A 23,171-nucleotide genomic window follows, 5' to 3' on the forward strand; every position below is an offset into this window, starting at 1 on the left:
GGGACCGCCGGTCAGCCGGCGGTCGTCGCGTCGACGGCCCCGCCGTAGCGTCGCTCCCGACTGACGTAGGTCTCGATCGCCTCCCAGAGGTGGCGTCGGTCGTAGTCGGGCCACAACGTGTCCTGGAAGACCATCTCGGCGTAGGCGCTCTGCCACAGCAGGAAGTTCGACGTGCGCTGCTCCCCCGACGAGCGCACGAAGAGGTCGACGTCCGGCATGTCGGGCTCGGCGAGGTAGCGGGCGATGGTCCGCTCGTCGATGCCGCTGGGCTTGAGGCGGCCGGAGCGCACGTCCTCGGCCAGACGCTTCGTGGCGTCGGCGATCTCGGCGCGCCCGCCGTAGTTGACGCAGAAGTAGAGCGTGAGGCCGGTGTTGTCGGCGGTCATCTCCTGCGCGACCTCGAGCTCCTTGATGACCGAACTCCACAGCCGTGGGCGGCGGCCGACCCAGCGCATCCGGACTCCCCACTCGTTGAGCTGGTCACGCCGCCGACGGATCACGTCACGGTTGAAGCCCATGAGGAAGCGGACCTCCTCGGGCGACCGCTTCCAGTTCTCCGTCGAGAAGGCGTAGGTCGACAAGTGGGTCACGCCGACCTCGATGGCCCCGGCCACGACGTCGAGCAGTGCGCCCTCGCCGGCCTCGTGCCCCTTCGTCCGGGGCAGCCCGCGCTGGTTGGCCCACCTGCCGTTGCCGTCCATGACGACGGCCACGTGCCGGGGCAGCGCGTCCGCCGGGAGCTGGGGCGGGCGGGCGCCGCTCGGGTGCGCGAAGGGGGCTGCGTACGACGTCATGGGCGGTCACCTTCGGTGGCGGTGCCGATCGCAGCGTGGGCTGCGTGCACGGCAAGGGTGGGTTGGGGCTCGGTGAGTTCGAAGGCGATCGGCTCGTCGGGCACCGGGGGGACCGTCGCCGGCCGCGGCCGGGAGCGGTCGACGTGCTTGAGCGAGCGGACCCCGTGCTCGAGGTGCCATTGCAGGAAGGCGGCCGTGAGTCCGGCCCCTTCGCTGCGTTGACGAGGCAGGCTGGCGTCGGCGACGGCCCAGTCGCCGGCCAGGAGCGCGGCGAGAAACTCAAGCGTTTCCGGCGCCGGCGCGGCCGATCCGGGCGGGCGACAACTTGGGCACACCGACCCGCCGCTGGCGACGTTGAAGGCGCGGTGTGGGCCTTCCTCGCCGCAGCGGGCGCAGTCGTGAAAGCTCGGCGCCCAGCCGGCGATCGCCAGCGCCCGCAGCAGGTAGGCATCGAGCACGAGTCCCGGGTCGTGCACCCCACCGGCCAGCGAGCTGAGCGCTCCCGCGAGGAGGAGGTACTGCTGGATCGCGGGCGTGCGCTCCTCCGTCAGCCGGTCGACCGTCTCGAGGACCGCCGACGCCGCGGTCCACGTGGGGTAGTCCCGCGCGATCGCGTCACCCCACGGGGCGCGCGTCTCGACCTGGGTCACGGTGTCGAGGTTGCGCCCCTCGTAGCACTGGAGGTCGATGTGCATGGCCGGCTCGAGCCGGGAGCCGAAGCGACTCTTCGTGCGGCGGACGCCCTTGCCGACGACACGCACCTTGCCGCGTTGGCGGGTCAGGACCGTGATGATGCGGTCGGCCTCACCCAACTTCTGGGTGCGCAGCACGATGGCGTCGTCACGGTAGAGGGGCACCCGTCCATTCTCTCCCCTGGCCACCGACAACGGCGGCGGGCCTCCGGCGTGGCGCCCATCGCACGACACGCCGGCGGGGCGCGTTCGAACAGATGTTCGATGACTCCATTAGGATGGGCGGCATGACGGCAGCAGCATTTCAGGGCTCGCTCTGGGACACCGCCGACGAGCTCACGCTCGCCCCCCTCGGTGGCCCGTTGCAGCGCACGACGCTGACCCGGGGCGCCTGGGTCGATCACCTCCCCGGCTGGCTCAGCGGTTCGGACGCGCTCTTCGACGCCCTCGTCGAGGAGGTCCCGTGGCGGGCCGAGCAGCGTCAGATGTACGACTCCGTGGTCGACGTTCCCCGGCTGACGTGCTTTTACGACGAGGACGAGCCGCTCCCCCACCCGCTGCTCGCGCAGGCCCGCGACTCCCTGTCCGCGCACTACCGCGACGAACTCGGCGAGCCTTTCGCGACGGCGGGGCTGTGCCTGTATCGAGACGGGCGCGACTCGGTCGCGTGGCACGGCGACCGGATCGGTCGCTCCCGGGACACCGACACGATGATCGCCATCCTGTCCGTCGGCTCGGCCCGCTCGCTCCGGCTGCGGCCCCGAGGTGGGGGCGACTCGCGCACCTTCTCCCTGGGCCACGGCGACCTCGTCGTCATGGGCGGTTCGTGCCAGCGGACGTGGGATCACGCCATCCCGAAGACGGCCCGAGACGTGGGCCCGCGCATCTCGATCCAGTACCGGGTCCGCGGGGTGCGCTGACGTAGCTGGGGTCGTGGACCGATCAGCCCGTGGCAGGACTATCGACGCACGGACCTGCAGCCCCCTACTCTCCCCTCAGGTGTGACGCTCCGTCACTCGAGAAAAGGGAGATCGACCATGACCACGACGCACACGGCAACGACGCCGGGCGCCTACTTCGCCGACCGATCGAGCTCGTTGCAGGTCGTCGAATTCGTTGCCGCGTTCGTGCTGGGGCGATCTGCGGGGCCCTCCTCATGTGGTCCGGTGTCGCCTATCTGATCGCGGCGCTCATCTGCTTCGTCCTCGGCTTCCCCATCGGGAGCCAGCACCGCACGCTCGGCGGCGCCCTGGTGCGCGCCGCCGTCGAGGCCTCCGTCTGGGCGTTGGGTGTCCTCACCGTGGTCCACCTCGTCGGCGGAGAGCCGGCCACGGCACTGCCCAGCCCCGAGTGGACCTACCTGCTCTATGCCATCGTGCCGACCTGCGTGGCCGCCGCGATCTCGTGGACCATCGGGCGCCGCCGCCGCGCCTGACCATCAGTCGAGTGTGGGACATCAGCGGTCCCGAACTCGACCCCCACCGCCCCCTTCCGCCGAGTTGTGGACATCAGGTGTCCATTACTGGGCGCCCACCGCCCCCTTCCCCCGAGTTGTGGACATCAGGTGTCCATTACCGGGGGCGAGCGCGTCAGCCGAGTGCTTCACCCGACAAAGGTGCGCTTCACCCGACATGCGAAGTCGGGTAACGCGGCGAATATCGGGTGACCCGATACTCGTGGGGCTGGCGGGGCGGACGAAGGGGGACGGCGCTCTGCCCGAGGGTGGACCACAGGGTGCCACGCCTCGGGCCGAGGTGCGCCACGCGGTCAGGCCCGGTCGGCGTCCCGCTCGGCCCGGTTGACGGCCGACAGGACCGCCGTCAGCGATGCCTTGACGATGCTGGGGTTGAGACCGACGCCCCACAGGACGCGGCCGGACACGGCGCACTCGACGAAGGCGGCCGCCTTCGCGTCGCCACCGGCCGACAGCGCGTGCTCCTGGTAGTCCAGGACCCGCACGTCGATGCCCAGTGTCGCGAGTGCGTCGATGAAGGCCGCGATGGGTCCGTTGCCGGTGCCCTCGACGGTGATCTCGCGACCGTGGTCGAGCATCGTCGCCGTGATCCGGTCCCGACCCGACTCGTCCGAGACGAGGGTGTGGCTGACCGGCGTGAAGCGGCCCCACTCGTTCGACTCGCCGGCCTTCGCGGGGAGGTACTCGTCGCGGAAGATCTCCCACAGCTGAGCTGGGCTGACCTCGCCGCCCTTGCTGTCGGTCTGCTGCTGCACGACGCCGCTGAACTCGATCTGGAGACGACGCGGCAGGTCGAGACCGTGCTCGGACTTGAGGATGTAGGCCACCCCACCCTTGCCCGACTGGCTGTTGACGCGGACGACGGCCTCGTAGCTGCGACCGATGTCGTGCGGGTCGATGGGCAGGTAGGGCACGCCCCAGACCAGCTCGTCGATCCCCTTGCCCGTGGCCGCCGACTGGCGCTCCATGTCCTCGAGCCCCTTCTTGATGGCGTCCTGGTGGGAGCCGGAGAAGGCGGTGTACACGAGGTCGCCGCCCCAGGCGTGACGCTCGTGCACGGGCAGCTGGGTGCAGTGCTCGACGGTCCGACGGATCTCGTCCATGTCGGAGAAGTCGATCTCCGGGTCGATGCCCTGGCTGAAGAGGTTCATGCCCAGCGTGACGAGGTCGACGTTGCCGGTGCGCTCACCGTTGCCGAAGAGGCAGCCCTCGATCCGGTCCGCACCGGCGAGGTAACCGAGCTCGGCCGCGGCCACGCCTTCGCCGCGGTCGTTGTGCGGGTGGAGCGAGACCACGATGGAGTCGCGTCGCGCGAGGTGCCGGCACATCCACTCGATGGAGTCGGCGTAGACGTTCGGCGTGGCCATCTCGACGGTCGCGGGCAGGTTGATGATCATCTTGTGATCCGGCGTCGGATCGATGACATCGATGACCTCGTTGCAGATCCGGACCGCGAACTCGAGCTCGGTGCCCGTGTAGGACTCGGGCGAGTACTCGTAGTAGACGGCCGTGTCGGGGATCGTCTCCTCGAGCTTCCGGCACAGCCTGGCGCCCTGGAGCGCGATGTCGACGATGCCGTCCTCGTCGGTCCCGAAGACGACTCGCCGCTGGAGCACCGACGTCGAGTTGTAGAAGTGGACGATGGCCTGCTTGCTGCCGGCGATGGCGTCGAACGTCCGCTCGATGAGGGCGTCGCGGCACTGGGTGAGGACCTGGATCGTCACGTCGTCGGGGATGTGGCCGCCGTCGATCAGCTCCCGCACGAAGTCGTAGTCCGTCTGGCTCGCGGACGGGAAGCCGACCTCGATCTCCTTGTAGCCCATCTGCACGAGGAGCTGGAACATCCGCAGCTTGCGCTCGGCGTTCATCGGGTCGATGAGGGCCTGGTTGCCGTCACGAAGGTCGACCGCGCACCAGCGCGGGGCCTTGGTGATGACCTTGTCGGGCCACGTGCGGTCGGGCAGCTGGACCGCGATCTGGTCTTGGAACGGCTGGTACTTGCCGATCGGCATGGTCGTCGGCTGCTGGGGGTGGATCACGTCGTTCTCGATTCGTCGCTGGTGGGTGGGGCGAGTCGGCACCACGAACTCCGCGACGAGGGGGCCGTGTCGTCAGGCCTCGCCGCGGCAACGAAGAAGGAGTCGCTCCGAGCGCATGCCACCACCGTAGACCCCCATGACGGAGCCGGGGAAGGCGGCTCAGGATCTGGACCCGCCCGCAGATGCCATCCGACACAACGACATCCGCCCCCGGCTGACCGGGTGACCGGCCCCCTTCGGCCCGTCAGCCGCGACGCCGCACGAGCTCCTCGGCGATCTGCACCGCGTTCAGGGCCGCGCCCTTGCGCAGGTTGTCACCGACGACGAAGAGGACGAGCCCCTTGCCCTCCGGCGCGGACTGGTCGACCCGGACGCGGCCGACGAAGACCTCGTCGCGACCAGCAGCCTCGAGCGGGTTGGGGACGTCCGTGACAACGACGCCGGGGGCGTCGGCGAGCAGCTCGAGCGCCTGCTCCGGCGACAGGTCGCGGTCGAACTCGGCGTGGATGGCGAGGCTGTGCCCCGTGAAGACCGGCACCCGCACGCAGGTGCCCGAGACGCGCAGCTCCGGGGCGTGGAGGATCTTGCGGGACTCGTTGCGGAGCTTCTGCTCCTCGTCGGTCTCCAGCGAGCCGTCGTCGACGATCGACCCGGCCAGCGGGACGACGTTGAAGCCCACCGGGACCGCGTAGATCCGTGCCTCGGGGACCTCGACCGCGCGCCCGTCGAGCGCCAGTCCGGTGACGTCACCGGACTCGTACGCACCGGACACCTGGCGGTCGAGCTCCTGGACGCCCGCGCCGCCCGAGCCGGACACGGCCTGGTAGGACGCCACGGTGAGACGGACGAGGCCTGCCGCGTCGTGCAGCGGCTTGAGGACCGGCATCGCGGCCATCGTGGTGCAGTTCGGGTTGGCCACGATCCCCTTCGGGATGGTGTCGAGGTCGTCCGCGTTCACCTCGGAGACGACGAGCGGGACCTCGGGGTCCTTGCGCCACGCGCTCGAGTTGTCGACGACGACGGCACCTGCCGCGGCGACCTTCGGGGCCAGCTCCTTGCTCGCCGTGCCGCCGTTGGAGAACAGGGCGATGTCGAGCCCGGAGAAGTCGGCCGTGGCCGAGTCCTCGACGGTGATCTCCTGCTCGCCCCACGGCAGCGTGGTGCCCGCCGACCGCGCCGAGGCGAAGTAGCGGATCTCGTCGACGGGGAAGTCCCGTTCGGCGAGGAGCTCGCGCATGACCGAGCCGACCTGTCCTGTGGCACCAAACACTCCGATTCGCATGGGCCAAGGATAGATCGGCTCGGTCAGCGGCCTGGTGGCCGGCTCACGATGTGGCGGTCAGCCTCGCGGCGTGGCCCCCGTCATCGGTGCCTCGGCAGGGTCCGCCCCGGACATGTGTCCGTTGCCCCCGTAGGACGTGTCCATCTCGGACAGGTCGACGAGGTTGCCCACGCCCTCACCGGGCGCGGTCTGGTCGACGCTGAGCACGAAGTCGTCACCGTGCTCGGTCACGCCGGCGACGACGGCCTGCTCGATCGCGGCCACGGCATAGCGGCGACGCACGACCATCGGGTCGGTGTGCAGGTCCTTCATGAGCGCCACGGCGAGACCGACCATGACCACGACGAAGGGCAGCGCGGCGATGATCGTGACGTTCTGCAGACCGGCCAGCGCGTCGTCACCACCGAGCAGCAGCATGATCGCGGCAACAGCGCCGGTGGCGGCGCCCCAGAAGATGACGACCCAGCGGCTCGGCTCGAGCGTGCCGTTCTCCGACAGGGTGCCCATGACGATGGACGCCGCGTCCGCGCCGGACACGAAGAAGATGCCGACGAGGATCATGACGATGACCGACGTGATGCCGGCCCACGGCATGGTGTCGAGGAGCGCGAAGAGGGTGCCCTCGGCGCTCCCGGCACCGGCCAGGTCGGTGCCACCCTGTTGGATCTTGATCCCGGCGCCGCCGAAGATCGCGAACCAGATGAGGCTCACGACGCTCGGGACCAGGAGCACGCCGGTGACGAACTGTCGGATGGTGCGGCCACGCGAGATGCGGGCGATGAACATGCCGACGAAGGGGGTCCAGCTGACCCACCACGCCCAGTAGAAGATCGTCCAACCCGAGAGCCAGGTCTTGATGCCATCGCCGCCCGAGGCGTTCGTCCGCGCGGCCATCTGGCCGAGCTGGTCGAAGTAGGCGCCGAGGGTCGTCGGGACGAGGTTGAGGATGAAGATGGTCGGACCGACGATGAAGACGAAGGCGGCCAGGACCAGGGCGAGCACCATGTTGGTGTTCGACAGCCACTGGATCCCCTTCTCGACGCCGGAGACGGCCGAGATGATGAAGCAGATGGTGAGCACGGTGATGATGCCGACAAGGACGCGGTTGCCGGTCGTCCCGATCCAGCCGACGATCTCGAGGCCGGAGCCGATCTGCAGGGCGCCGAGGCCGAGCGAGGTGGCCGAGCCGAAGAGGGTCGCGAAGATGGCGAGGATGTCGATCACCTTGCCGCCGGGACCGTCGGCCTGGCGGTTGCCGATGAGCGACGTGAAGGCGGCGCTGATGGTGAGCTTGCGGCCCTTGCGGAAGGCGCCGTAGGCCAGCGCGACGCCGACGACGGCGTAGATGGCCCACGGGTGCAGGCTCCAGTGGAAGAGGGTCGTCGCCATGGCCGTCTGCACGGCGGCCGAGTTACCGGCCTCACCCGTGCCGGGCGGCGGCGTGACGAAGTGGGACAGCGGCTCGGAGGCGCCGTAGAACATCAGGCCGATGCCCATGCCCGCAGAGAACATCATCGCGATCCAGGAGATCGTCCGGAACTCCGGCTCCTCGTCGTCCCCGCCCAGCGGGATGTTGCCGTAGCGGCTCGCGGCCAGCCAGATCACGAAGACGACGAAGCCGCTCGCGACGAGGGAGAAGAACCAACCCGTGTTGGTGACGACCCAGTCGAGGCCGCTCGCGGACGCGTTCGAGAGGGACGCCGTGCCGACGATGCCCCACGCGACGAAGGCGAGGGAGAGGAGCGCGGTCACACCGAAGACGACGGTGTCCAGGCGCCCGGGGACGTCGTGCGTCAACTCGCTGGCGGCGGGTTCGAGGGCCGGGTGCGGCTCGATGTCGAGGGCGGCGGAGTCGCCGGTCAGGCGAGCCGCTCCACCGGGTCCGACATTGCGGATCTGGTCATGATTGGGACTGTTCATTTGTGTCGGGGCGGCGCACGTGGCCCGCCCCACTCCTCATCGTTACGTAGTCGATCGGTCAGTTCTGCATGGTGACTGCTGCATCGTTGCGCGGCCGGACAGCGCCCATGAGGGCACCCGGTCCAGCGTTCCACCTTGCCGCAGACCGCCCGATGACTCAAATGCGGAGACTCAGAAACCGAGGCGCTGGAGCTGCTTGGGGTCTCGCTGCCAGTCCTTGGCGACCTTCACGTGCAGGTCGAGGAACACCTTCTTACCGAGGACGCGCTCGATGCCCGTGCGGGCGTTCGTGCCCACCTCCCGCAGGCGGGACCCACCGCGGCCGATGATGATCGCCTTCTGCGAGTCGCGCTCGACGAACACGTTGACTCGCACGTCCAGGAGCGGCCGGTCCTCGGGGCGACCTTCGCGCGGCACGATCTCCTCGACGACGACGGCGAGCGAGTGCGGGAGTTCGTCCCGGACCCCTTCCAGGGCCGCCTCCCGGACCAGCTCGGCGATCATGACGATCGCGGGCTCGTCGGTGAGGACGTCGGCGGGGTACAGCGGGCCGGGGGCCGGGGGCAGTGAGCTCGCCAACAGCTCCCGCACCTCGGCGACCTGCTCACCGGAGGTCGCGGAGCACGGGATGATCGAGTCCCACGAACCGAGTTGGTCGATGGCGATGAGGTGCTCGGCGAGGCGGTCCCGGTCGACCGTGTCGATCTTCGTCGCGATGGCCACGACGGGGACCCGCTTGGCCCGCTGCAGTTCGACGAGCTCGGCGGCGATGAAGGCGTCACCCGGGCCGATCTTCTGGTCGGCGGGCAGGCAGAACCCGACGACGTCGACGTTGAGCAGGGTCTCGCGCACGAGGTCGTTGAGACGCTGCCCGAGCAGGGTGCGCGGCTTGTGCAGCCCCGGGGTGTCGACGAGGATCAGCTGGCTGTCCACGGTCGTCGAGATGCCGCGGATCGTGTGTCTGGTGGTCTGCGGCTTGGACGAGGTGATCGCGACCTTCTCCCCCACGAGGGCGTTGGTCAGCGTCGACTTGCCGGCGTTGGGACGGCCGACGAGGCAGGCGAAGCCCGCGGCGTAGGGCTTCTCAGGGGCGGCGCCCGCGGGCGTGTCACCCTCGGTCTGGTCGGTGCTCATGTGGCTCCCTCTCGTTCCCTGTGGCTCTGGTCCGCGGCGTCGCGGCGCGACTCCCGGCCGCGTGCGGGCTCCGGCACGTCGATCTCGGGCAGCCGCTCGACGATGACCGACGCGATGCGATGCCGCCGACCGGACATCTTGTCCGCCGTGAGGGACAAGCCTGCCACCTCGCAGTGTGAGCCGAGGATCGGCACGACGCCGAGCGTCTTGGCGATGAGCCCACCGACGGTGTCGACATCCTCCTCCTCGAGGTCGACGTCGAACTCGTCGCGCAGGTCGTCGACGTGCAGCGACGCCGGCACGCGCCAGCGGCCGTCGCCGAGGTCCTCGATCCCGGGGGCCTCGCGGTCGTACTCGTCCGCGATCTCGCCGACGATCTCCTCGAGGATGTCCTCGATCGTCACGAGACCGGCCGTGCCGCCGTACTCGTCGATGACCACGGCGAAATGGGTCTGGTCCCGCTGCATCTCCCGCAGCAGGTCATCGACGGGCTTGCTCTCCGGCACGTACGGCATCGGCCGCATGAAGTGCTCGACGGGCAGCTCCGCCGACTGGGGATCGTCGTTGAGACGCCGCGCGACGTCCTTGAAGTAGAGCAGCCCGCGGATGTCGTCCGACCCCTCACCGACGACGGGGATCCGGCTGAAGCCGGACCGCAGGAAGAGGGACACGGCCTGCCGGCCGACCTTCTCCATCTCGATGCAGACCATGTCCGTGCGCGGCACCATCACCTCGCGGGCGAGGGTGTCGCCGAGCTCGAAGACGGAGTGGATCATCTCCCGCTCGTCGGCCTCGATCAGCGCCTCGTCCCCGGCGAGATCGACCAGGCCGCGCAGCTCCGACTCGGACTGGAAGGGTCCGTCGCGGTAACCGCGCCCGGGCGTCACCGCGTTGCCGAGGGTCACGAGCAGGCGGGCCAGCGGGCCGAGGACGCGTCGCAGCTGGACGACGAAGGGGGCCACGGCCAGCGCGACGCCGTCGCTGTGTTGGCGCCCCAGCGTGCGGGGAGACACACCAACGACGACGAAGGAGACCACGGCCATGATGGCGATCGCCACGAGGACGGCCTTGACGTCGTCCTCAATGCGCATCGTCACCGCGACCGTGAGCAGCACGGCTGCCCCCGCCTCCGTCACGGCGCGCAGGAAGGTCAGGACCGAGATGTACGCGGCCTTGTCGCCGACGATCCGGGTCAGCGACTCGGCGCCGGGACGTCGCTCGTCGAGCAACTCCTCGGTGCGCACGGTCGAGATCCGTTGGATCGAGGACTCGGCGAGGGTGAGGACGAAGGCGAGCAGCACGCTCGACAACGCCAGGGGTATGAGATAGCCGTTCATCGGTCGGTCGGACGCCCCCGGCCGGCGAGGAAGGTCAGCAGGAGCTGACGCTGCAGCTCGAACATCTCCTTCTCCTCGTCGGGTTCGGCGTGGTCGTAGCCGAGCAGGTGGAGGATGCCGTGGGTGAGCAGCAGGAGCATCTCCTCCTGCGGCGCGTGGCCTGCCTCGGTCGCCTGCTTCTCCGCGACGGACGGGCACACGACGATGTCGCCGAGCATGCCCTCCTGCGGCTCGACACCCTCGCGCCCCGGCTTGAGCTCGTCCATGGGGAAGCTCATGACGTCGGTCGGGCCGGGCAGGTCCATCCACTGCACGTGGAGCGTCTCCATGACGTCCTCGCCGACGAAGCGCACGCAGAGCTCGGCCTGCGGGTGCACCTTCATCTCGGACAGGACGTAACGCGCGCACTGGACGAACTCGAGTTCGTCGATCTCGTGGTCGCTCTCGTTGAGGACGTCGATGCTCACCGGTTGCTCCCCTGCTGCGTGATGACGGCGTCCCACTGGGCGTAGGCCTCGACGATCTGTCCCACGAGACGGTGGCGGACGACGTCCTTGGCGTCCAGGTTGGCGAAGTGGACGTCCTCGATGCCGCCGAGGATTCCCTGCACGACCCGCAGGCCGGATTGGGTGCCGCCGGGCAGGTCGACCTGGGTGACGTCACCGGTGATGACCATCTTCGAGCCGAACCCGAGGCGGGTGAGGAACATCTTCATCTGCTCGGGCGAGGTGTTCTGCGCCTCGTCGAGGATGATGAAGGCGTCGTTGAGGGTGCGCCCACGCATGTAGGCCAGCGGCGCGACCTCGATCGTGCCTGATGCCATCAGCCGCGGGATCGACTCGGGGTCGACCATGTCGTGCAGCGCGTCGTAGAGCGGCCGCAGATAGGGGTCGATCTTGTCGTTGAGCGTGCCGGGCAGGAAGCCGAGCTTCTCCCCCGCCTCCACGGCCGGGCGCGTCAGGATGATCCGGTTGACCTCCTTCGCCTGGAGGGCAGCGACGGCCTTGGCCATCGCGAGGTAGGTCTTGCCCGTGCCGGCCGGCCCGATCCCGAAGACGACGGTGTGCGAGCCGATCGCGTCGACGTACTCCTTCTGCCCGAGGGTCTTCGGGCGGATGGTGCGGCCGCGGGAGGAGACGATGTTCATCGTCAGCACGTCCGCGGGGCGCTGCGACCCGGTCGTGCGGAGCATCTGGATGGACCGCTCCACCGCGTCCCGGTTGAGCGGCTGTCCGACGGCGATGACCTCGAGCAACTCGTCGACGAGCGTGCTGATCACCGTGATGTCGGCGGTCGGGCCGGACAGGTGCATCTCGTTGCCGCGCACGTGGATGTCCGTGCGCGGGAACTGGCGCTCCATGGTCCGGAGCAGCTCGTCGTGAGGCCCCAGCAGGCCCACCATGGGCACCGACTCGGGGATCGTGATGGTGTGCGCCGCGGGCTCGGGGGGCTCGGTCGCGGCGAGGGAACGGGACGGATGATCTGCGTCAGTCATTTGTCTCCAGTGTATGGGCACCGGCGCAGGCCACGCGCCGTCGACGACGGCCCCGGCAGGCGGTGGACCGTGGGCCGATCAGCCCGGCGGCCACGTGAAGTCGCGGCCGCCCAGGACGTGCAGGTGGGCGTGGAAGACGGTCTGCTGGGCCCGCTCCCCCGTGTTGAAGACGAGACGGTAGCCGTCACCCAGACCCTCGGCGTCGGCGACCGACGCGGCCAGGGTGAGCAGATCGGCCGTCTCCGCGGCGTCCGCGGCCGCCAGCGACGCCGCATCGGGCACGTGGCGACGCGGGATGACGAGGACGTGTGTCGGCGCCTGCGGGCTGATGTCACGGAAGGCGACGCTGTGCTCGGACTCGGCAATGACGTCGGCGGGGATGTCACCCGCGACGACGGAACAGAAGAGGCAGTCGGTGCTCATGTCCGCCACCCTGACATCGACGCTGGCGTCAGCGCCAGCGGGAGGCCGCGGACAGGACGGCCAGGGCGGCCGGTCCGGCGGACGAGGAGCGCAGGACGGTCGGACCGAGGCGCACGGCGACGGCCCCGGCGGCCTCGAGCTGAGCGACCTCCTCGGGGGTGATGCCACCCTCGGGGCCGACGACGACGAGCACGTCGCCACCTTCGGGCAGGGTGACCCCGGCGAGCGGCACCGTGGCGTCCTCGTGCAGCACGAAGGCGGACGCCCCGTCGGCGATCCGCCGCGCGAGGGCCGCCGTGGTCACCGGCTGGGCGACGAGCGGCACGCGGCTGCGGCGGGCCTGCTTGGCGGCCGCGGCGACGACCGACTCCCACTTGCGCAGGGCCCGCGCCGACTTGTCACCCCGCCACTGGACGATGCAGCGGGCGGCCTGCCACGGCACGACCTCGTCCGCGCCGATCTCGGTGGCCGCCTCGATCGCGTCCTCGTCGCGGCCGGCCTTCGCCAGCGCTTGGACGATGACGAAGCGAGGGCTCGGCTCCGGCTCCGTCGCGACCTCACGCACCCGCAGGTCGAGTGCGCCCTCCCCCGCCGCGGTGACCTCGGCGGTGACGCGTCGGCCGGTGCCGTCGGCGAGCAGGACCTGCTCGCCCGGCCCGATCCGACGGACCGTGGCGGCGTGGCGACCTTCCGGCCCGTCGAGGACGAGGCTCGCGCCGACCTCGGCCCCGGCCAGCGTGGCGGGGTCGACGTGGAAGAGCGGCAGGGTCACGGTCGATCCCGTCAGCGAGTCTTGAAGGCGCCGCGGAGCTTGCCGAAGAGGCCGTTGTCCGCGTGGGTCAGGTTGCCGTCGGGCTGCTCCTCGCCGCGCACGCCGGCGAGCTGGCGGAGCAGTTCCTCCTGCTCGGAGTCGAGCCGGGTGGGCGTGCGGACGTCGGCGTGGATGATCAGGTCGCCACGTCCGGTGGAGCGCAGGTGCGTCACGCCCAGCCCCTTGAGGGTGATCGTGTCGCCCGGCTGCGTGCCCGTCTTGATCTCGATGTCCCGCGGCCCGTCGAGCGTGTCGAGGTTCATCGTCGTGCCGAGCGCGGCCGCCGTCATCGGCACCTGCACCGACGCGTGCAGGTCGTCGCCGCGCCGCTGGAAGGTGGGGTGCGGCGCCACGGCCAGCTCGACGTAGAGGTCGCCGGCAGGTCCGCCGCCGGGGCCGACCTCGCCCTCCCCGGAGAGGTGGATGCGCGTGCCGGAGTCGACGCCCGCGGGGACGCGGATGGTCATGGTCCGGCGGGTGCGCACGCGCCCGTTGCCGGAGCAGTCGTAGCAGGGGCTCGGGGTGATCTCGCCGAACCCGTTGCAGGCCGTGCACGGCCGGCTCGTCATGACCTGGCCGAGGAAGGAGCGCTGCACCTGTTGGATCTCGCCCGCGCCCTTGCAGACCTCGCACGTGGTGCGGCCGGTGCCCGGTTGGGCACCGTCGCCGTCGCACGTCTCGCAGAGCACTGCCGTCTCGATGGTGAGTTCGCGCTCGCCGCCGAAGACGGCCTGCTCGAGGTCGATGTCGAGGCGCACGAGGCCGTCCTGGCCGCGGCTCGAGCGCTGCCGCGGCCCGCGTCCGCCGGCCGCCTGGCCGAAGAACTGCTCCATGATGTCGCTGAAGGAGAACCCCTGGCCGAAGCCGGCCGCGCCGCCGCCGCCGTAGGGGTCGGCGCCGGCGTCGTAGGACTGGCGCTTGGCCGCGTCACCGAGGACGTCATAGGCCTGCGAGACCTTCTTGAACTTCTCCTCGGCCTCGGGGCCGGGGTTGACGTCCGGGTGCAGGGTGCGAGCCAGCTTGCGGTAGGCGCGCTTGATCTCCTCCGGGCTGGCGTCCCGAGAGACGCCGAGATCCTGGTAGTAGTCGTTCAACGGGTTTCCTTTGCGGGCGTGCGATGGACGGGTGAGTTCACGGGGCGGCGCCGGTGCCGCACGGGGTCAAACGATCGAGGTCAGGTGGTCATTCCGCGAGAATCCGCGAGACGTAGGTGGCGACGGCCCGGACGTAGGCCATGGTCGTCGGGTAGTCCATGCGCGTCGGACCGACGACGCCGAGACCGCCCACGAGCTGGCTGCCCTGCCCGTAGCCGCTCGTGACCATCGAGGTCGAACGCAGCCCGGCCACGGGGTTCTCGTGGCCGATCCGCACGGAGACGAGGTCGGAGTCCTGGCCGACGGTGCTGAGCAGCTTGAGCAGCACGACGTGCTGCTCAAGGGCATCAAGGACGGGCTCGAGCGTCAGGGGGAAGTCGCCCGGCCGGCGCGCGAGGTTGGCCGTCCCCGCGAGCATGACGCGCGACTCGCGCTCCTCGGCGAGGGCCCCGTCGAGCGCCTCGACGACCTGGGCGAGCACGGCTCGGTCGCCGGGCTGCGCGTCCTCGGGGGTGCCTCGCAGCGCGGCGGAGGCCTCGGCGAGCCGGAGCCCCACGCACGTGCCGTTGACGGTGGCCCGGACGCGCCCCAGGAGCTGCTCGCCGGCGGGCGTCGTCAGGTCCTCGTCGGCCGTGATGACGCGCTGCTCGACCCGGCCCGAGTTGACGATGAGCACGACCATGAGCCGGCCGCCGCCCATCGGGACGAGCTCGATGTGGCGCACCGTCGAGGTCGTCAGGGACGGGTACTGCACGACGGCGACCTGGTTGGTCAACGACGAGAGCAGTCGGACCGTGCGGGCGAGCACGTCGTCGAGGTCGGCCGCGCCGAGGAGGAACTCGGAGATGGCGCTGCGCTCACCGCGACTCATCGGCTTGATCGTCGAGAGGTTGTCGACGAAGAGGCGATAGCCCGCGTCGGTGGGGATGCGTCCCGCGCTCGTGTGCGGCGCCACGATGAGGCCCTCGTCCTCGAGGGCGGCCATGTCGTTGCGGACCGTCGCGGCCGAGACGCCGAGGCGGTGCCGGTCCAGGAGCGCCTTCGACCCCACGGGCTCCGAGGTCTGCACGTAGTCCTCGACGATGGCTCGCAGGACCTCCATGCGGCGTTCGTCGCTCATCGTCACCTCTCCTCATGTGGCCCGGAAGGTGGCGGCCGGCCGAGTTGGCACTCGCCGCCATCGAGTGCCAAGTCTACGACGTCGCCGGGCGCGGACCGGTGTCCGGCACTCCCCCGGCGAGCCTGAGCCGCCAGCTCGGCGGTGCGACCTACGCTGCCGCGGTGACTCATCGGTATGGCAGCAGCGCAGGGTCCCCTTCGTCGGGCCGCTATGGACACGACGTCCTCGCCGGCGACTGGCGGCGTGGCACGCGCCCGACCTCCCAGCCACTCGAGGCCGTGACCGGTCTCGTCGTCGAGGAGGTCGAGACCGGCTGGGTCGGTGCCGTCGTCCGCGTCGAGAAGGCGGGCGGCATGCGTGTGGTCCACCTCGAGGACCGTCGCGGCAAGGTCCGCGCCTTCCCACTCGGCCCGGGCTTCCACGTCGACGGCGCCCCCGTCACGCTGACCCCGCCGACGGCCACCGCGAAGGCCGCCCTCGCCCAGGCCAAGGCCGCCACGACGCGCACCGCCTCCGGGTCGGTGGCCGTCCACGATGCCCCGGCGAAGGTCGCGAGCGCGTCGCGGATCTTCGTCGAAGGCCGGCACGACGCCGAGCTCGTCGAAAAGGTCTGGGGTCACGACCTGCGCGTCGAGGGCATCGTCGTCGAGCTCCTCGAGGGCGTCGACGACCTGGGCACCGTCATCGACGACTTCCGGCCCGGCCCCGGTCGGCGGATGGGCGTCCTCGTCGACCACCTCGTGCCCGGGACGAAGGAGACGCGCATCGTCGAGGCGGCGCGCCGGCACCGGCTCGCGTCCGGGGTGAAGATCCTCGGTCACCCCTACGTCGACGTGTGGCAGTCCGTGCGTCCGCAGCGGATCGGTCTCGAGCGCTGGCCCGTCATCCCCCGCGGTCAGTCGTGGAAGCACGGCGTCGCGGCCCACCTCGGCTGGCCCCACGAGGACCAGGCGGACATCGCCCGGGCCTGGAAGCAGATCCTCGGCACGGTACGGAGCTATGCCGACCTTGAGCCGTCGTTGTTGGCGAGCGTCGAAGAGCTCATCGACTTCGTGACGGAGCCGGGTCAGGGTCGACCCTGACCGACCCCTCGGACGGACCCCGGTTGTCGCGCGTCCGCGGCACAAACCCGGCCCAGTTGGCGTTGACTGAGGGGCAGACCGCACGACCGACGACGGAGGGGCCCATGACCCAGAACAACGACCCGCAGCAGGGCTGGCAGCAGATGCCGCCTGCGCCCTACGCCAACCCCGCCATGGCGCAGCCGCTCTCGCCCGAGGACGAGCGCCGGATCGGTATGGCGTCCCACCTGAGCGCGCTCGTCCTGATGATCCTCAGTGCCGGGGTGCTCAGCTTCCTGGCTCCCCTGGTGATCTACCTCGTCTACAAGGACCGCGGCCCGTTCGTGCGCCAGCACTCTGCGAACTCACTCAACGTCCAGATCACCATGGCCATCGGCCTGTTGATCTCCATCCCGCTCATGTTCGTCCTGATCGGCTTCCTGACCTTCGCGCTCATGTGGGTCTACGCCTTCGTCGTGCACCTGCTCGGCGCGATCAAGGCCAACAACGGCGAGTGGTACGACCCGCCGATGACGCTCCGGCTGGTGCGCTGATCCGCATCGTGCAGTGAAGGCGCTCGTGCAGTGAAGGCGCTCGTGCAGTGACGGGGCTCGTCGGCAGGCATTGCCTGTCGACGAGCCCCGTCCGTGATGAGCACGGCTCAGTCGACAAGCACCGTCACGACGTCCGCGACGCAGGCGGGCTTGCCGCCTCCTTCGATCTCGACGGTGACGCGCGTGACGACCTGGACGCCCTGCGGCCCGCGCACACACGAGAGCAGTTCGGCGCCGCCACGGATTCTCGAGCCCACCGGCACGGGCGCAGGGAACCGCACCTTGTCCGACCCGTAGTTGATCCCCATCGTGATCCCCTCGACCCGGTAGATCTGCTGCACGAGCAGCGGGACCAGGGACAGGGTGAGGTAACCGTGCGCGATGGTCGTGCCGAAGGGGCCCTCGGCGGCCCGCTCGGGGTCGACGTGGATCCACTGGTGATCGCCGGTCGCGTCGGCGAACGTGTCGATCTGGTCCTGGGTGACGGTGTGCCACTCGCTCACGCCGAGGTGCTGTCCCGCGGCCTGCTCGAGTTCGGCCGTCCCATGGAAGGTGCGCATGGTCAGTCCTTCGGCCCGCCGGCGACGTAGATGACCTGACCGGAGACGAAGCCCGCCTCATCGCTCGTGAGGAACGAGACCGTGGCGGCGATGTCCTCCGGCTGGCCCACGCGCTGGACGGGGATCGCCTTCGCCGCGTGGGCGAGGAAGTCCTCGAAGGAGACACCCATCCGCTCGGCCGTCGCGGCCGTCATGTCGGTCTGGATGAAGCCGGGAGCGATCGCGTTGGCGGTGACGCCGAACTTGCCGAGCTCGATCGCGAGCGTCTTGGTGAAGCCCTGCATCCCGGCCTTCGCGGCGGAGTAGTTGGCCTGGCCCCGGTTGCCGAGGGCGGACGTCGAGGACAGGTTGACGATGCGGCCGAACTTCTCCGCGGTCATGTGGGCCTGGACCGCCTTGGTCATGAGGAAGGCACCGCGCAGGTGCACGTTCATGACGGCGTCCCAGTCGTCCTGGGTCATCTTGAAGAGGAGGTTGTCGCGGATGATCCCGGCGTTGTTGACGAGGATCGTCGGCGCGCCCAGCTCGTCGGCTATGCGCGCGACCCCGGCCTCGACCTGGTCGGCCTGCGAGACGTCGACGCCGACCGCGATCGCGCGGCCCCCGGCCGCGGTGATCTGGTCGACAGTCGCGGCGCAGGCCTCCTCGTCGAGGTCGATGACCGCAACGGCGTGACCGTCGGCGGCGAGGCGAAGGGCGGTCGCGGCGCCGATGCCGCGGGCGGCTCCGGTGACAATGGCGGTGCGGGGGGTCGTCGTCATGAGGGTTACCTCTCAGGGTCGGGCGAAGGGTCGCGTGGTCCCGCACAGCCTCTCAGACAGCACGGCGCTCAGACACCCGAGGGCGATCCGGCGGTCAGGACAGCAGGCGGTGCACCACGGTGTCGGCGAGCAGTCGGCCGCGGCGGGTGAGCACGACGCGACGCTCACTCGCGCCGGCGCCCAGGGCGGCCGGACCGTCGACAAGCCCGTCGGCGACGAGCCCGGCGACGGCGCGACGACCGGAGTCGGGGACGTCGGTCAGGGGCAGCCCCTGCGCGAGACGCACCGCCAGGAGGACCCGCTCGTCGTGCCGCTGCTCGGACGTCAGTTCCTCGCGCCCGTGCGCGGGCGACCGTCCGTCGGCGAGGAGGCGGGCGTAGGCGGCGGGATGCTTGACGTTCCACCACCGAACCCCGCCCACGTGCGAGTGGGCGCCCGGACCGACGCCCCACCAGTTGGCGTCGTCCCAGTAGCCGAGGTTGTGTCGGCACCGCGCGTCCGGCCGTCGCGCCCAGTTGCTCACCTCGTACCAGTCGTACCCGGCCGCGGCCAGCAGCGTGTCGGCCCGTTCGTACTTGTCGGCCTCGTCGTCGTCCAGCGGCATCGGCACCTCCCCGCGGCGCACCCGGGCCGCGAGCTTCGTGCCCTCCTCGACGACGAGCGCGTACGCGGAGACGTGGTCCGGCTCGAGGGCGAGGGCCGCGCGCAGGGTCGTCTCCCAGTCGGCGAGGCTCTCCCCCGGTGTGCCATAGATGAGGTCGAGGCTCACCTGCAGCCCGGCCGACCGCGCGGCCGCCACGGCCCGCTCGACGTTGGCCGGGTCGTGGGTGCGGTCCAGCATCGCGAGGACGTGCGGGACGGCGGACTGCATGCCGAAGGAGACCCGGGTGAAGCCCCCTTCCGCGAGCTCGCGCAGCGAGGCAGTGCTCACCGAGTCCGGGTTGGCCTCGGTCGTGACCTCCGCATCCGCGGCCAGGCCCCACGTCGCCCGGATCGTGTCGAGGACCGCCACGAGGTCGGCGGACGCGAGCATCGTCGGGGTACCTCCGCCGACGAAGACGGTCGAGACCGGCGGAACGTCCGAGCCGAGGACGCCCCCGGCGAACCGGATCTCGGCCGACGCCGCCTCAGCGAAGGTGTCCACCGAGGCGCCCGGGGCGCTGCCGTCACCGAGCTCGCGCAGCGTGTAGGTGTTGAAGTCGCAGTAGCCGCAGCGGACGACGCAGAAGGGGACGTGCACGTAGACGCCGAACGGCCGCTTCCCCAGCGTCGCCAACGCGTCACCGGGCAACTCCCCCGTCGGGGGTGCCGGGTCGCCGTCGGGCAGTGCGCTGGGAGCCATGGGGTCATCCTCCCAGCCACCGAGTCCGTCACCGTACGCTGGCCCCGTGGATGCGCACAGCGGATGGATCACCCTCGACGGCGTCGTCAACATGCGCGATCTCGGGGGGCTGCCGACACGCGACGGCGGGCGGATCGCGCCACGGCGGCTGATCCGCAGCGACAACCTCCAGGACCTGTCCGAGACGGACGTCCGCCACCTCGTCACCGAGCTCGGCATCTCGGACGTCATCGACCTGCGCAGCCACACGGAGCGGACCCTCACCGGGCCCGGCCCGCTGACCGAGACGGATCTGACGCACCACCACCACAGCTTCCTGCGGGACGACGTCCGGGAGGTCACCGCCCAGGAGGCCCTGGCGATGCCGTGGGTCAACACCCAGCACGGCGCCGATCGCTCGGAGGAGAACTACTGGGCCGAGCACTACCTCGGCTACTTGGCTCACCGGCCGGACTCGGTCGCCGGGGCCCTCGACGTCATCAGCCGCAGCACGGGCGGAGCCGTCGTGCACTGCGCGGCGGGCAAGGACCGGACCGGCACCGTCGTCGCGCTCGCGCTCGCTGTCGCGGGCGTGCCCGACGAGGTCATCATCGAGGACTACACCCGGACGGCCGAGCGGATCGAGCAGATCATCGAGCGCCTGCGCGACGTCGAGCCCTACCGAGCCGGGCTCGTCGGTCGCAGCATCGACGAGCAGACCCCGCAACCGGAGACGATGGAGCGGATCCTCGGCGCCCTCGACGCGCGCCATGGCGGCGCGGCCGGCTGGCTCGTCGAGCAGGGCTGGGACGAAGGGGACCTCGAGCGACTCCGGGTCCGGCTCACCGTATGACCGGCTGACTCGCCGAACCGTCAGGAACGCGCGGTCGCGGACGCCTTCGCGGGCTTCTCGCTGAGGTGCACGCGGATGACGCCCTCGACCACGGTCACGCCGTCGGCGCGCACGGCACGCACACGCACCGGCACCTCGCCCGTCCCGATGGCCCAGTCGGCGGGGTCGGTCTCGGCGATGCAGGTGAGGTCGGTGGTGGACTTCGCGAGGTAGGCGACGTCCATCCCCTTCGGCAGCCACCGACTGTCGGCGGGGGTCGTGGCCTCGCAGAGGAGACCCATCGCCGCCTCGAGCCCGTTGCACACGGCGATGGCGTGCACGGTGCCGATGTGGTTCTGCACGGCGCGGCGCTTGCGGATGGTCACCTCAGCCCGGTGGGGCCGCACGTCGACGATGCGCGGGCGGACCGTCCGGAAGTAGGGCGCCGCCTGCGCGTAGAAGACGGAGAACGCCCGTTTGCCCAAGGGCTTGTCGGCCAACCTGCGATACAGGTCGTAGGCGTTGATCACTTCTTGTCCTTGACCGCCGAGTCATCGGAGGAGAGCGCCGCCACGAAGGCCTCCGGCGGCACCTCGACGCTGCCGATGTTCTTCATCCGCTTCTTGCCCGCCTTCTGCTTCTCGAGCAGCTTGCGCTTGCGCGAGATGTCACCGCCATAGCACTTGGCGAGGACGTCCTTGCGGATCGCCCGGATGTTCTCGCGAGCGATGATGCGGGCGCCGATGGCGGCCTGGATGGGCACCTCGAACTGCTGGCGCGGGATGAGCTCCTTGAGCTTGCTCGCCATCATCGTGCCGTAGCCGTAGGCCTTGTCCTTGTGGACGATCGCGCTGAACGCGTCGACGGCCTCACCCTGGAGCAGGATGTCGACCTTGACGAGGTCGGCGGCCTGGTCACCGTCGGGTTCGTAGTCGAGGGAGGCGTAGCCGCGGGTCTTGGACTTCAGCTGGTCGAAGAAGTCGAAGACGATCTCGGCGAGCGGCAGCGTGTACCGCATCTCGACGCGGTCCTCGGAGAGGTAGTCCATCCCGCGCAGCGTGCCCCGCTTGCCCTGGCACAGCTCCATGATCGCGCCGATGAACTCGCTCGGGGCGAGGATCGTCGCGCGCACGACCGGCTCGCGGACCTCGACGACCTTGCCGTAGGGGAACTCGCTGGGGTTGGTGACGACGAGCTGCTTGCCGTCGTCCATCCCCACTTCGTAGACCACGTTGGGCTGGGTCGAGATGAGGTCGAGGTCGAACTCGCGCTCGAGGCGCTCGCGGACGATCTCGAGGTGGAGCAGGCCGAGGAAGCCGACGCGAAAACCGAAGCCGAGCGCGGCCGACGTCTCCGGTTCGTAGACGAGCGCGGCGTCGTTGAGCTTGAGCTTGTCGAGCGCATCCCGCAGGTCCGGGTAGTCCGAGCCGTCGATCGGGTAGAGCCCGGAGAAGACCATCGGCTTGGGGTCGCGGTAGCCGCCGAGGTCCTGCGTGGCCGGCTTCGCCGCGTTGGTGACGGTGTCGCCGACGCGGGACTGGCGCACGTCCTTCACGCCGGTGATGAGATAGCCGACCTCGCCGACCCCGAGCCCCTTGGACGGCGTGGGCTCCGGGGAGCTCACACCGATCTCGAGGAGCTCGTGGGTCGTCTTCGTCGACATCATCGCGATCTTCTCGCGCGGGTGCAGCGCACCGTCGACCACGCGGACATACGTGACGACGCCGCGGTAGGTGTCATAGACGGAGTCGAAGATCATGGCGCGAGCGGGCGCGTTCGGGTCGCCCTTCGGCGGGGGCAGCTGGGTGACGATCTGGTCGAGCAGCTCCTCGACACCGACACCCGTCTTGCCCGAGACCCGCAGACAGTCCTCGGGCTCGCAGCCGATCAGCCCGGCGAGCTCCTCGGCGAACTTCTCCGGCTGCGCGGCGGGCAGGTCGATCTTGTTGAGCACGGGAATGATCGTGAGCTCGTTCTCCATCGCGAGATAGAGGTTGGCGAGCGTCTGTGCCTCGATCCCCTGCGCGGCGTCGACGAGGAGGACGGCGCCCTCGCACGCGGCCAGCGACCGGGAGACCTCATAGGTGAAGTCGACGTGCCCGGGGGTGTCGATCATGTTGAGCGCGAAGGTGCGGCCGTCCAGCTCCCACGGCATGCGCACGGCCTGGGACTTGATGGTGATCCCGCGCTCGCGCTCGATGTCCATCCGGTCGAGGTACTGCGCCCGCATGGCGCGGTCGTCCACGACGCCCGTCTTCTGGAGCATGCGGTCGGCCAGCGTCGACTTGCCGTGGTCGATGTGCGCGATGATGCAGAAGTTCCGGATGAGGTCCGGCGGCGTCGCGTTGGGCTGCAGCGCGTTGCGGGCCATGGGTGACACGGTCGGGCATACCTCATCTGTGACGGGGGAAAACGATCAACGGCCAGTCTCCCACGCCGACGACCGCTCCCCCACCACCGGCGAGGC

The 23,171-nt window shown here is 70.2% G+C and carries 23 protein-coding genes; 5 read left to right on the plus strand and 18 right to left on the minus strand.

What is annotated here, in order from left to right; translation table 11 throughout:
• Positions 1-11: 11 nt before the first annotated feature.
• Both ACQBAS_RS07680 and recO read right to left on the minus strand, forming a co-directional pair.
• A complete protein-coding gene (locus tag ACQBAS_RS07680) occupies positions 12-794 on the minus strand; it encodes an isoprenyl transferase (protein WP_427383220.1) in 783 nt (260 codons plus the stop codon).
• Positions 791-1,651, minus strand: a complete 861-nt coding sequence (recO, locus tag ACQBAS_RS07685; RefSeq protein ID WP_427383221.1) for a DNA repair protein RecO — start codon at positions 1,649-1,651, stop codon at positions 791-793. The genes ACQBAS_RS07680 and recO overlap by 4 nt, the downstream gene beginning before the upstream one ends.
• Before the next feature lie 122 nt (positions 1,652-1,773).
• Here recO and ACQBAS_RS07690 point away from each other — a divergent pair, with 122 nt between their 5' ends.
• Complete coding sequence (locus ACQBAS_RS07690; protein ID WP_427383222.1) at positions 1,774-2,406, plus strand: alpha-ketoglutarate-dependent dioxygenase AlkB; 633 nt, start codon at positions 1,774-1,776, stop codon at positions 2,404-2,406.
• 236 nt (positions 2,407-2,642) lie between these two features.
• Positions 2,643-2,921 carry a hypothetical protein gene (locus ACQBAS_RS07695; protein ID WP_427383223.1) on the plus strand — a complete coding sequence of 93 codons (279 nt, stop codon included), beginning with the start codon at positions 2,643-2,645 and terminating at the stop codon, positions 2,919-2,921.
• Positions 2,922-3,253: 332 nt separating this feature from the next.
• Here ACQBAS_RS07695 and leuA read toward each other — a convergent pair whose 3' ends face one another.
• The 11 genes from leuA to hrcA all read right to left on the minus strand — a co-directional run bounded on the left by leuA (position 3,254) and on the right by hrcA (position 15,615).
• Positions 3,254-4,999: a 2-isopropylmalate synthase gene (leuA, locus tag ACQBAS_RS07700; protein ID WP_427385601.1), complete on the minus strand. Its 1,746-nt coding sequence runs from the start codon at positions 4,997-4,999 to the stop codon at positions 3,254-3,256.
• A 244-nt stretch (positions 5,000-5,243) separates the two neighbouring features.
• Positions 5,244-6,281, minus strand: coding sequence for an aspartate-semialdehyde dehydrogenase (locus ACQBAS_RS07705; RefSeq protein WP_427383224.1), 1,038 nt, complete (start codon positions 6,279-6,281; stop codon positions 5,244-5,246).
• Positions 6,282-6,338: 57 nt separating this feature from the next.
• Complete coding sequence (locus tag ACQBAS_RS07710; RefSeq protein ID WP_427383225.1) at positions 6,339-8,201, minus strand: BCCT family transporter; 1,863 nt, start codon at positions 8,199-8,201, stop codon at positions 6,339-6,341.
• A gap of 171 nt (positions 8,202-8,372) precedes the next feature.
• Positions 8,373-9,335 carry a GTPase Era gene (gene era / locus ACQBAS_RS07715; protein ID WP_427383226.1) on the minus strand — a complete coding sequence of 321 codons (963 nt, stop codon included), beginning with the start codon at positions 9,333-9,335 and terminating at the stop codon, positions 8,373-8,375.
• Positions 9,332-10,672 (minus strand): hemolysin family protein, encoded by a 1,341-nt coding sequence (locus tag ACQBAS_RS07720; RefSeq protein WP_427383227.1) that lies wholly within the window; start codon positions 10,670-10,672, stop codon positions 9,332-9,334. The genes era and ACQBAS_RS07720 overlap by 4 nt, the downstream gene beginning before the upstream one ends.
• Positions 10,669-11,139, minus strand: a complete 471-nt coding sequence (gene ybeY / locus ACQBAS_RS07725) for an rRNA maturation RNase YbeY (RefSeq protein WP_427383228.1) — start codon at positions 11,137-11,139, stop codon at positions 10,669-10,671. Before ybeY ends, ACQBAS_RS07720 begins: the two co-directional genes overlap by 4 nt.
• Complete coding sequence (locus ACQBAS_RS07730) at positions 11,136-12,167, minus strand: PhoH family protein (protein ID WP_427383229.1); 1,032 nt, start codon at positions 12,165-12,167, stop codon at positions 11,136-11,138. The genes ybeY and ACQBAS_RS07730 overlap by 4 nt, the downstream gene beginning before the upstream one ends.
• 78 nt (positions 12,168-12,245) lie before the next feature.
• Positions 12,246-12,590, minus strand: a complete 345-nt coding sequence (locus tag ACQBAS_RS07735) for an HIT domain-containing protein (RefSeq protein ID WP_427383230.1) — start codon at positions 12,588-12,590, stop codon at positions 12,246-12,248.
• Positions 12,591-12,618: 28 nt separating this feature from the next.
• Positions 12,619-13,362, minus strand: coding sequence for a 16S rRNA (uracil(1498)-N(3))-methyltransferase (locus tag ACQBAS_RS07740; protein ID WP_427383231.1), 744 nt, complete (start codon positions 13,360-13,362; stop codon positions 12,619-12,621).
• Positions 13,363-13,373: 11 nt separating this feature from the next.
• On the minus strand, positions 13,374-14,495 hold the full coding sequence (dnaJ, locus tag ACQBAS_RS07745) for a molecular chaperone DnaJ (RefSeq protein ID WP_427383232.1): 1,122 nt from the start codon (positions 14,493-14,495) through the stop codon (positions 13,374-13,376).
• Between the two features lie 88 nt (positions 14,496-14,583).
• Complete coding sequence (gene hrcA, locus ACQBAS_RS07750) at positions 14,584-15,615, minus strand: heat-inducible transcriptional repressor HrcA (RefSeq protein ID WP_427383233.1); 1,032 nt, start codon at positions 15,613-15,615, stop codon at positions 14,584-14,586.
• Positions 15,616-15,776: 161 nt separating this feature from the next.
• On the opposite strand from hrcA, the gene ACQBAS_RS07755 reads away from it, so the two are divergent.
• Together ACQBAS_RS07755 and ACQBAS_RS07760 are read left to right on the plus strand one after the other, a co-directional pair.
• Positions 15,777-16,697 carry a DUF3097 domain-containing protein gene (locus tag ACQBAS_RS07755; protein WP_427383234.1) on the plus strand — a complete coding sequence of 307 codons (921 nt, stop codon included), beginning with the start codon at positions 15,777-15,779 and terminating at the stop codon, positions 16,695-16,697.
• Between the two features lie 104 nt (positions 16,698-16,801).
• Positions 16,802-17,230, plus strand: coding sequence for a DUF4870 domain-containing protein (locus ACQBAS_RS07760; protein WP_427383235.1), 429 nt, complete (start codon positions 16,802-16,804; stop codon positions 17,228-17,230).
• A 107-nt stretch (positions 17,231-17,337) separates the two neighbouring features.
• Here ACQBAS_RS07760 and ACQBAS_RS07765 read toward each other — a convergent pair whose 3' ends face one another.
• From ACQBAS_RS07765 to hemW, 3 genes are all read right to left on the minus strand, one after another.
• Positions 17,338-17,790: a MaoC family dehydratase gene (locus tag ACQBAS_RS07765; RefSeq protein ID WP_427383236.1), complete on the minus strand. Its 453-nt coding sequence runs from the start codon at positions 17,788-17,790 to the stop codon at positions 17,338-17,340.
• A gap of 2 nt (positions 17,791-17,792) precedes the next feature.
• Complete coding sequence (fabG, locus tag ACQBAS_RS07770; protein WP_427383237.1) at positions 17,793-18,551, minus strand: 3-oxoacyl-ACP reductase FabG; 759 nt, start codon at positions 18,549-18,551, stop codon at positions 17,793-17,795.
• 94 nt (positions 18,552-18,645) lie between these two features.
• Entirely contained in the window at positions 18,646-19,893 is a 1,248-nt protein-coding gene (gene hemW, locus ACQBAS_RS07775) for a radical SAM family heme chaperone HemW (protein ID WP_427383238.1), read from the minus strand.
• 46 nt (positions 19,894-19,939) lie between these two features.
• On the opposite strand from hemW, the gene ACQBAS_RS07780 reads away from it, so the two are divergent.
• Positions 19,940-20,725: a tyrosine-protein phosphatase gene (locus ACQBAS_RS07780; protein ID WP_427383239.1), complete on the plus strand. Its 786-nt coding sequence runs from the start codon at positions 19,940-19,942 to the stop codon at positions 20,723-20,725.
• A 20-nt stretch (positions 20,726-20,745) separates the two neighbouring features.
• On the opposite strand, the gene ACQBAS_RS07785 is transcribed toward ACQBAS_RS07780, so the two are convergent.
• Positions 20,746-21,234, minus strand: a complete 489-nt coding sequence (locus ACQBAS_RS07785) for a hotdog fold domain-containing protein (RefSeq protein WP_427383240.1) — start codon at positions 21,232-21,234, stop codon at positions 20,746-20,748.
• Positions 21,231-23,075 (minus strand): translation elongation factor 4, encoded by a 1,845-nt coding sequence (gene lepA, locus ACQBAS_RS07790; RefSeq protein WP_427383241.1) that lies wholly within the window; start codon positions 23,073-23,075, stop codon positions 21,231-21,233. Before lepA ends, ACQBAS_RS07785 begins: the two co-directional genes overlap by 4 nt.
• Positions 23,076-23,171: the final 96 nt, after the last annotated feature.

The organism is Janibacter zhaoxuefangae (assembly GCF_050271985.1).
Taxonomy (GTDB): Bacteria; Actinomycetota; Actinomycetes; order Actinomycetales; family Dermatophilaceae.

Coding starts and splice junctions, on each gene's coding strand:
- ACQBAS_RS07680 (WP_427383220.1), bottom strand. CDS start 794: ATGACGTCGTACGCAGCCCCCTTCGCGCACCCGAGCGGCGCCCGCCCG.
- ACQBAS_RS07690 (WP_427383222.1), top strand. CDS start 1,774: ATGACGGCAGCAGCATTTCAGGGCTCGCTCTGGGACACCGCCGACGAG.
- ACQBAS_RS07695 (WP_427383223.1), top strand. CDS start 2,643: ATGTGGTCCGGTGTCGCCTATCTGATCGCGGCGCTCATCTGCTTCGTC.
- ACQBAS_RS07705 (WP_427383224.1), bottom strand. CDS start 6,281: ATGCGAATCGGAGTGTTTGGTGCCACAGGACAGGTCGGCTCGGTCATG.
- ACQBAS_RS07710 (WP_427383225.1), bottom strand. CDS start 8,201: ATGAACAGTCCCAATCATGACCAGATCCGCAATGTCGGACCCGGTGGA.
- era (WP_427383226.1), bottom strand. CDS start 9,335: ATGAGCACCGACCAGACCGAGGGTGACACGCCCGCGGGCGCCGCCCCT.
- ACQBAS_RS07720 (WP_427383227.1), bottom strand. CDS start 10,672: ATGAACGGCTATCTCATACCCCTGGCGTTGTCGAGCGTGCTGCTCGCC.
- ACQBAS_RS07730 (WP_427383229.1), bottom strand. CDS start 12,167: ATGACTGACGCAGATCATCCGTCCCGTTCCCTCGCCGCGACCGAGCCC.
- ACQBAS_RS07735 (WP_427383230.1), bottom strand. CDS start 12,590: ATGAGCACCGACTGCCTCTTCTGTTCCGTCGTCGCGGGTGACATCCCC.
- hrcA (WP_427383233.1), bottom strand. CDS start 15,615: ATGAGCGACGAACGCCGCATGGAGGTCCTGCGAGCCATCGTCGAGGAC.
- ACQBAS_RS07760 (WP_427383235.1), top strand. CDS start 16,802: ATGACCCAGAACAACGACCCGCAGCAGGGCTGGCAGCAGATGCCGCCT.
- ACQBAS_RS07765 (WP_427383236.1), bottom strand. CDS start 17,790: ATGCGCACCTTCCATGGGACGGCCGAACTCGAGCAGGCCGCGGGACAG.
- fabG (WP_427383237.1), bottom strand. CDS start 18,551: ATGACGACGACCCCCCGCACCGCCATTGTCACCGGAGCCGCCCGCGGC.
- hemW (WP_427383238.1), bottom strand. CDS start 19,893: ATGGCTCCCAGCGCACTGCCCGACGGCGACCCGGCACCCCCGACGGGG.
- lepA (WP_427383241.1), bottom strand. CDS start 23,075: ATGGCCCGCAACGCGCTGCAGCCCAACGCGACGCCGCCGGACCTCATC.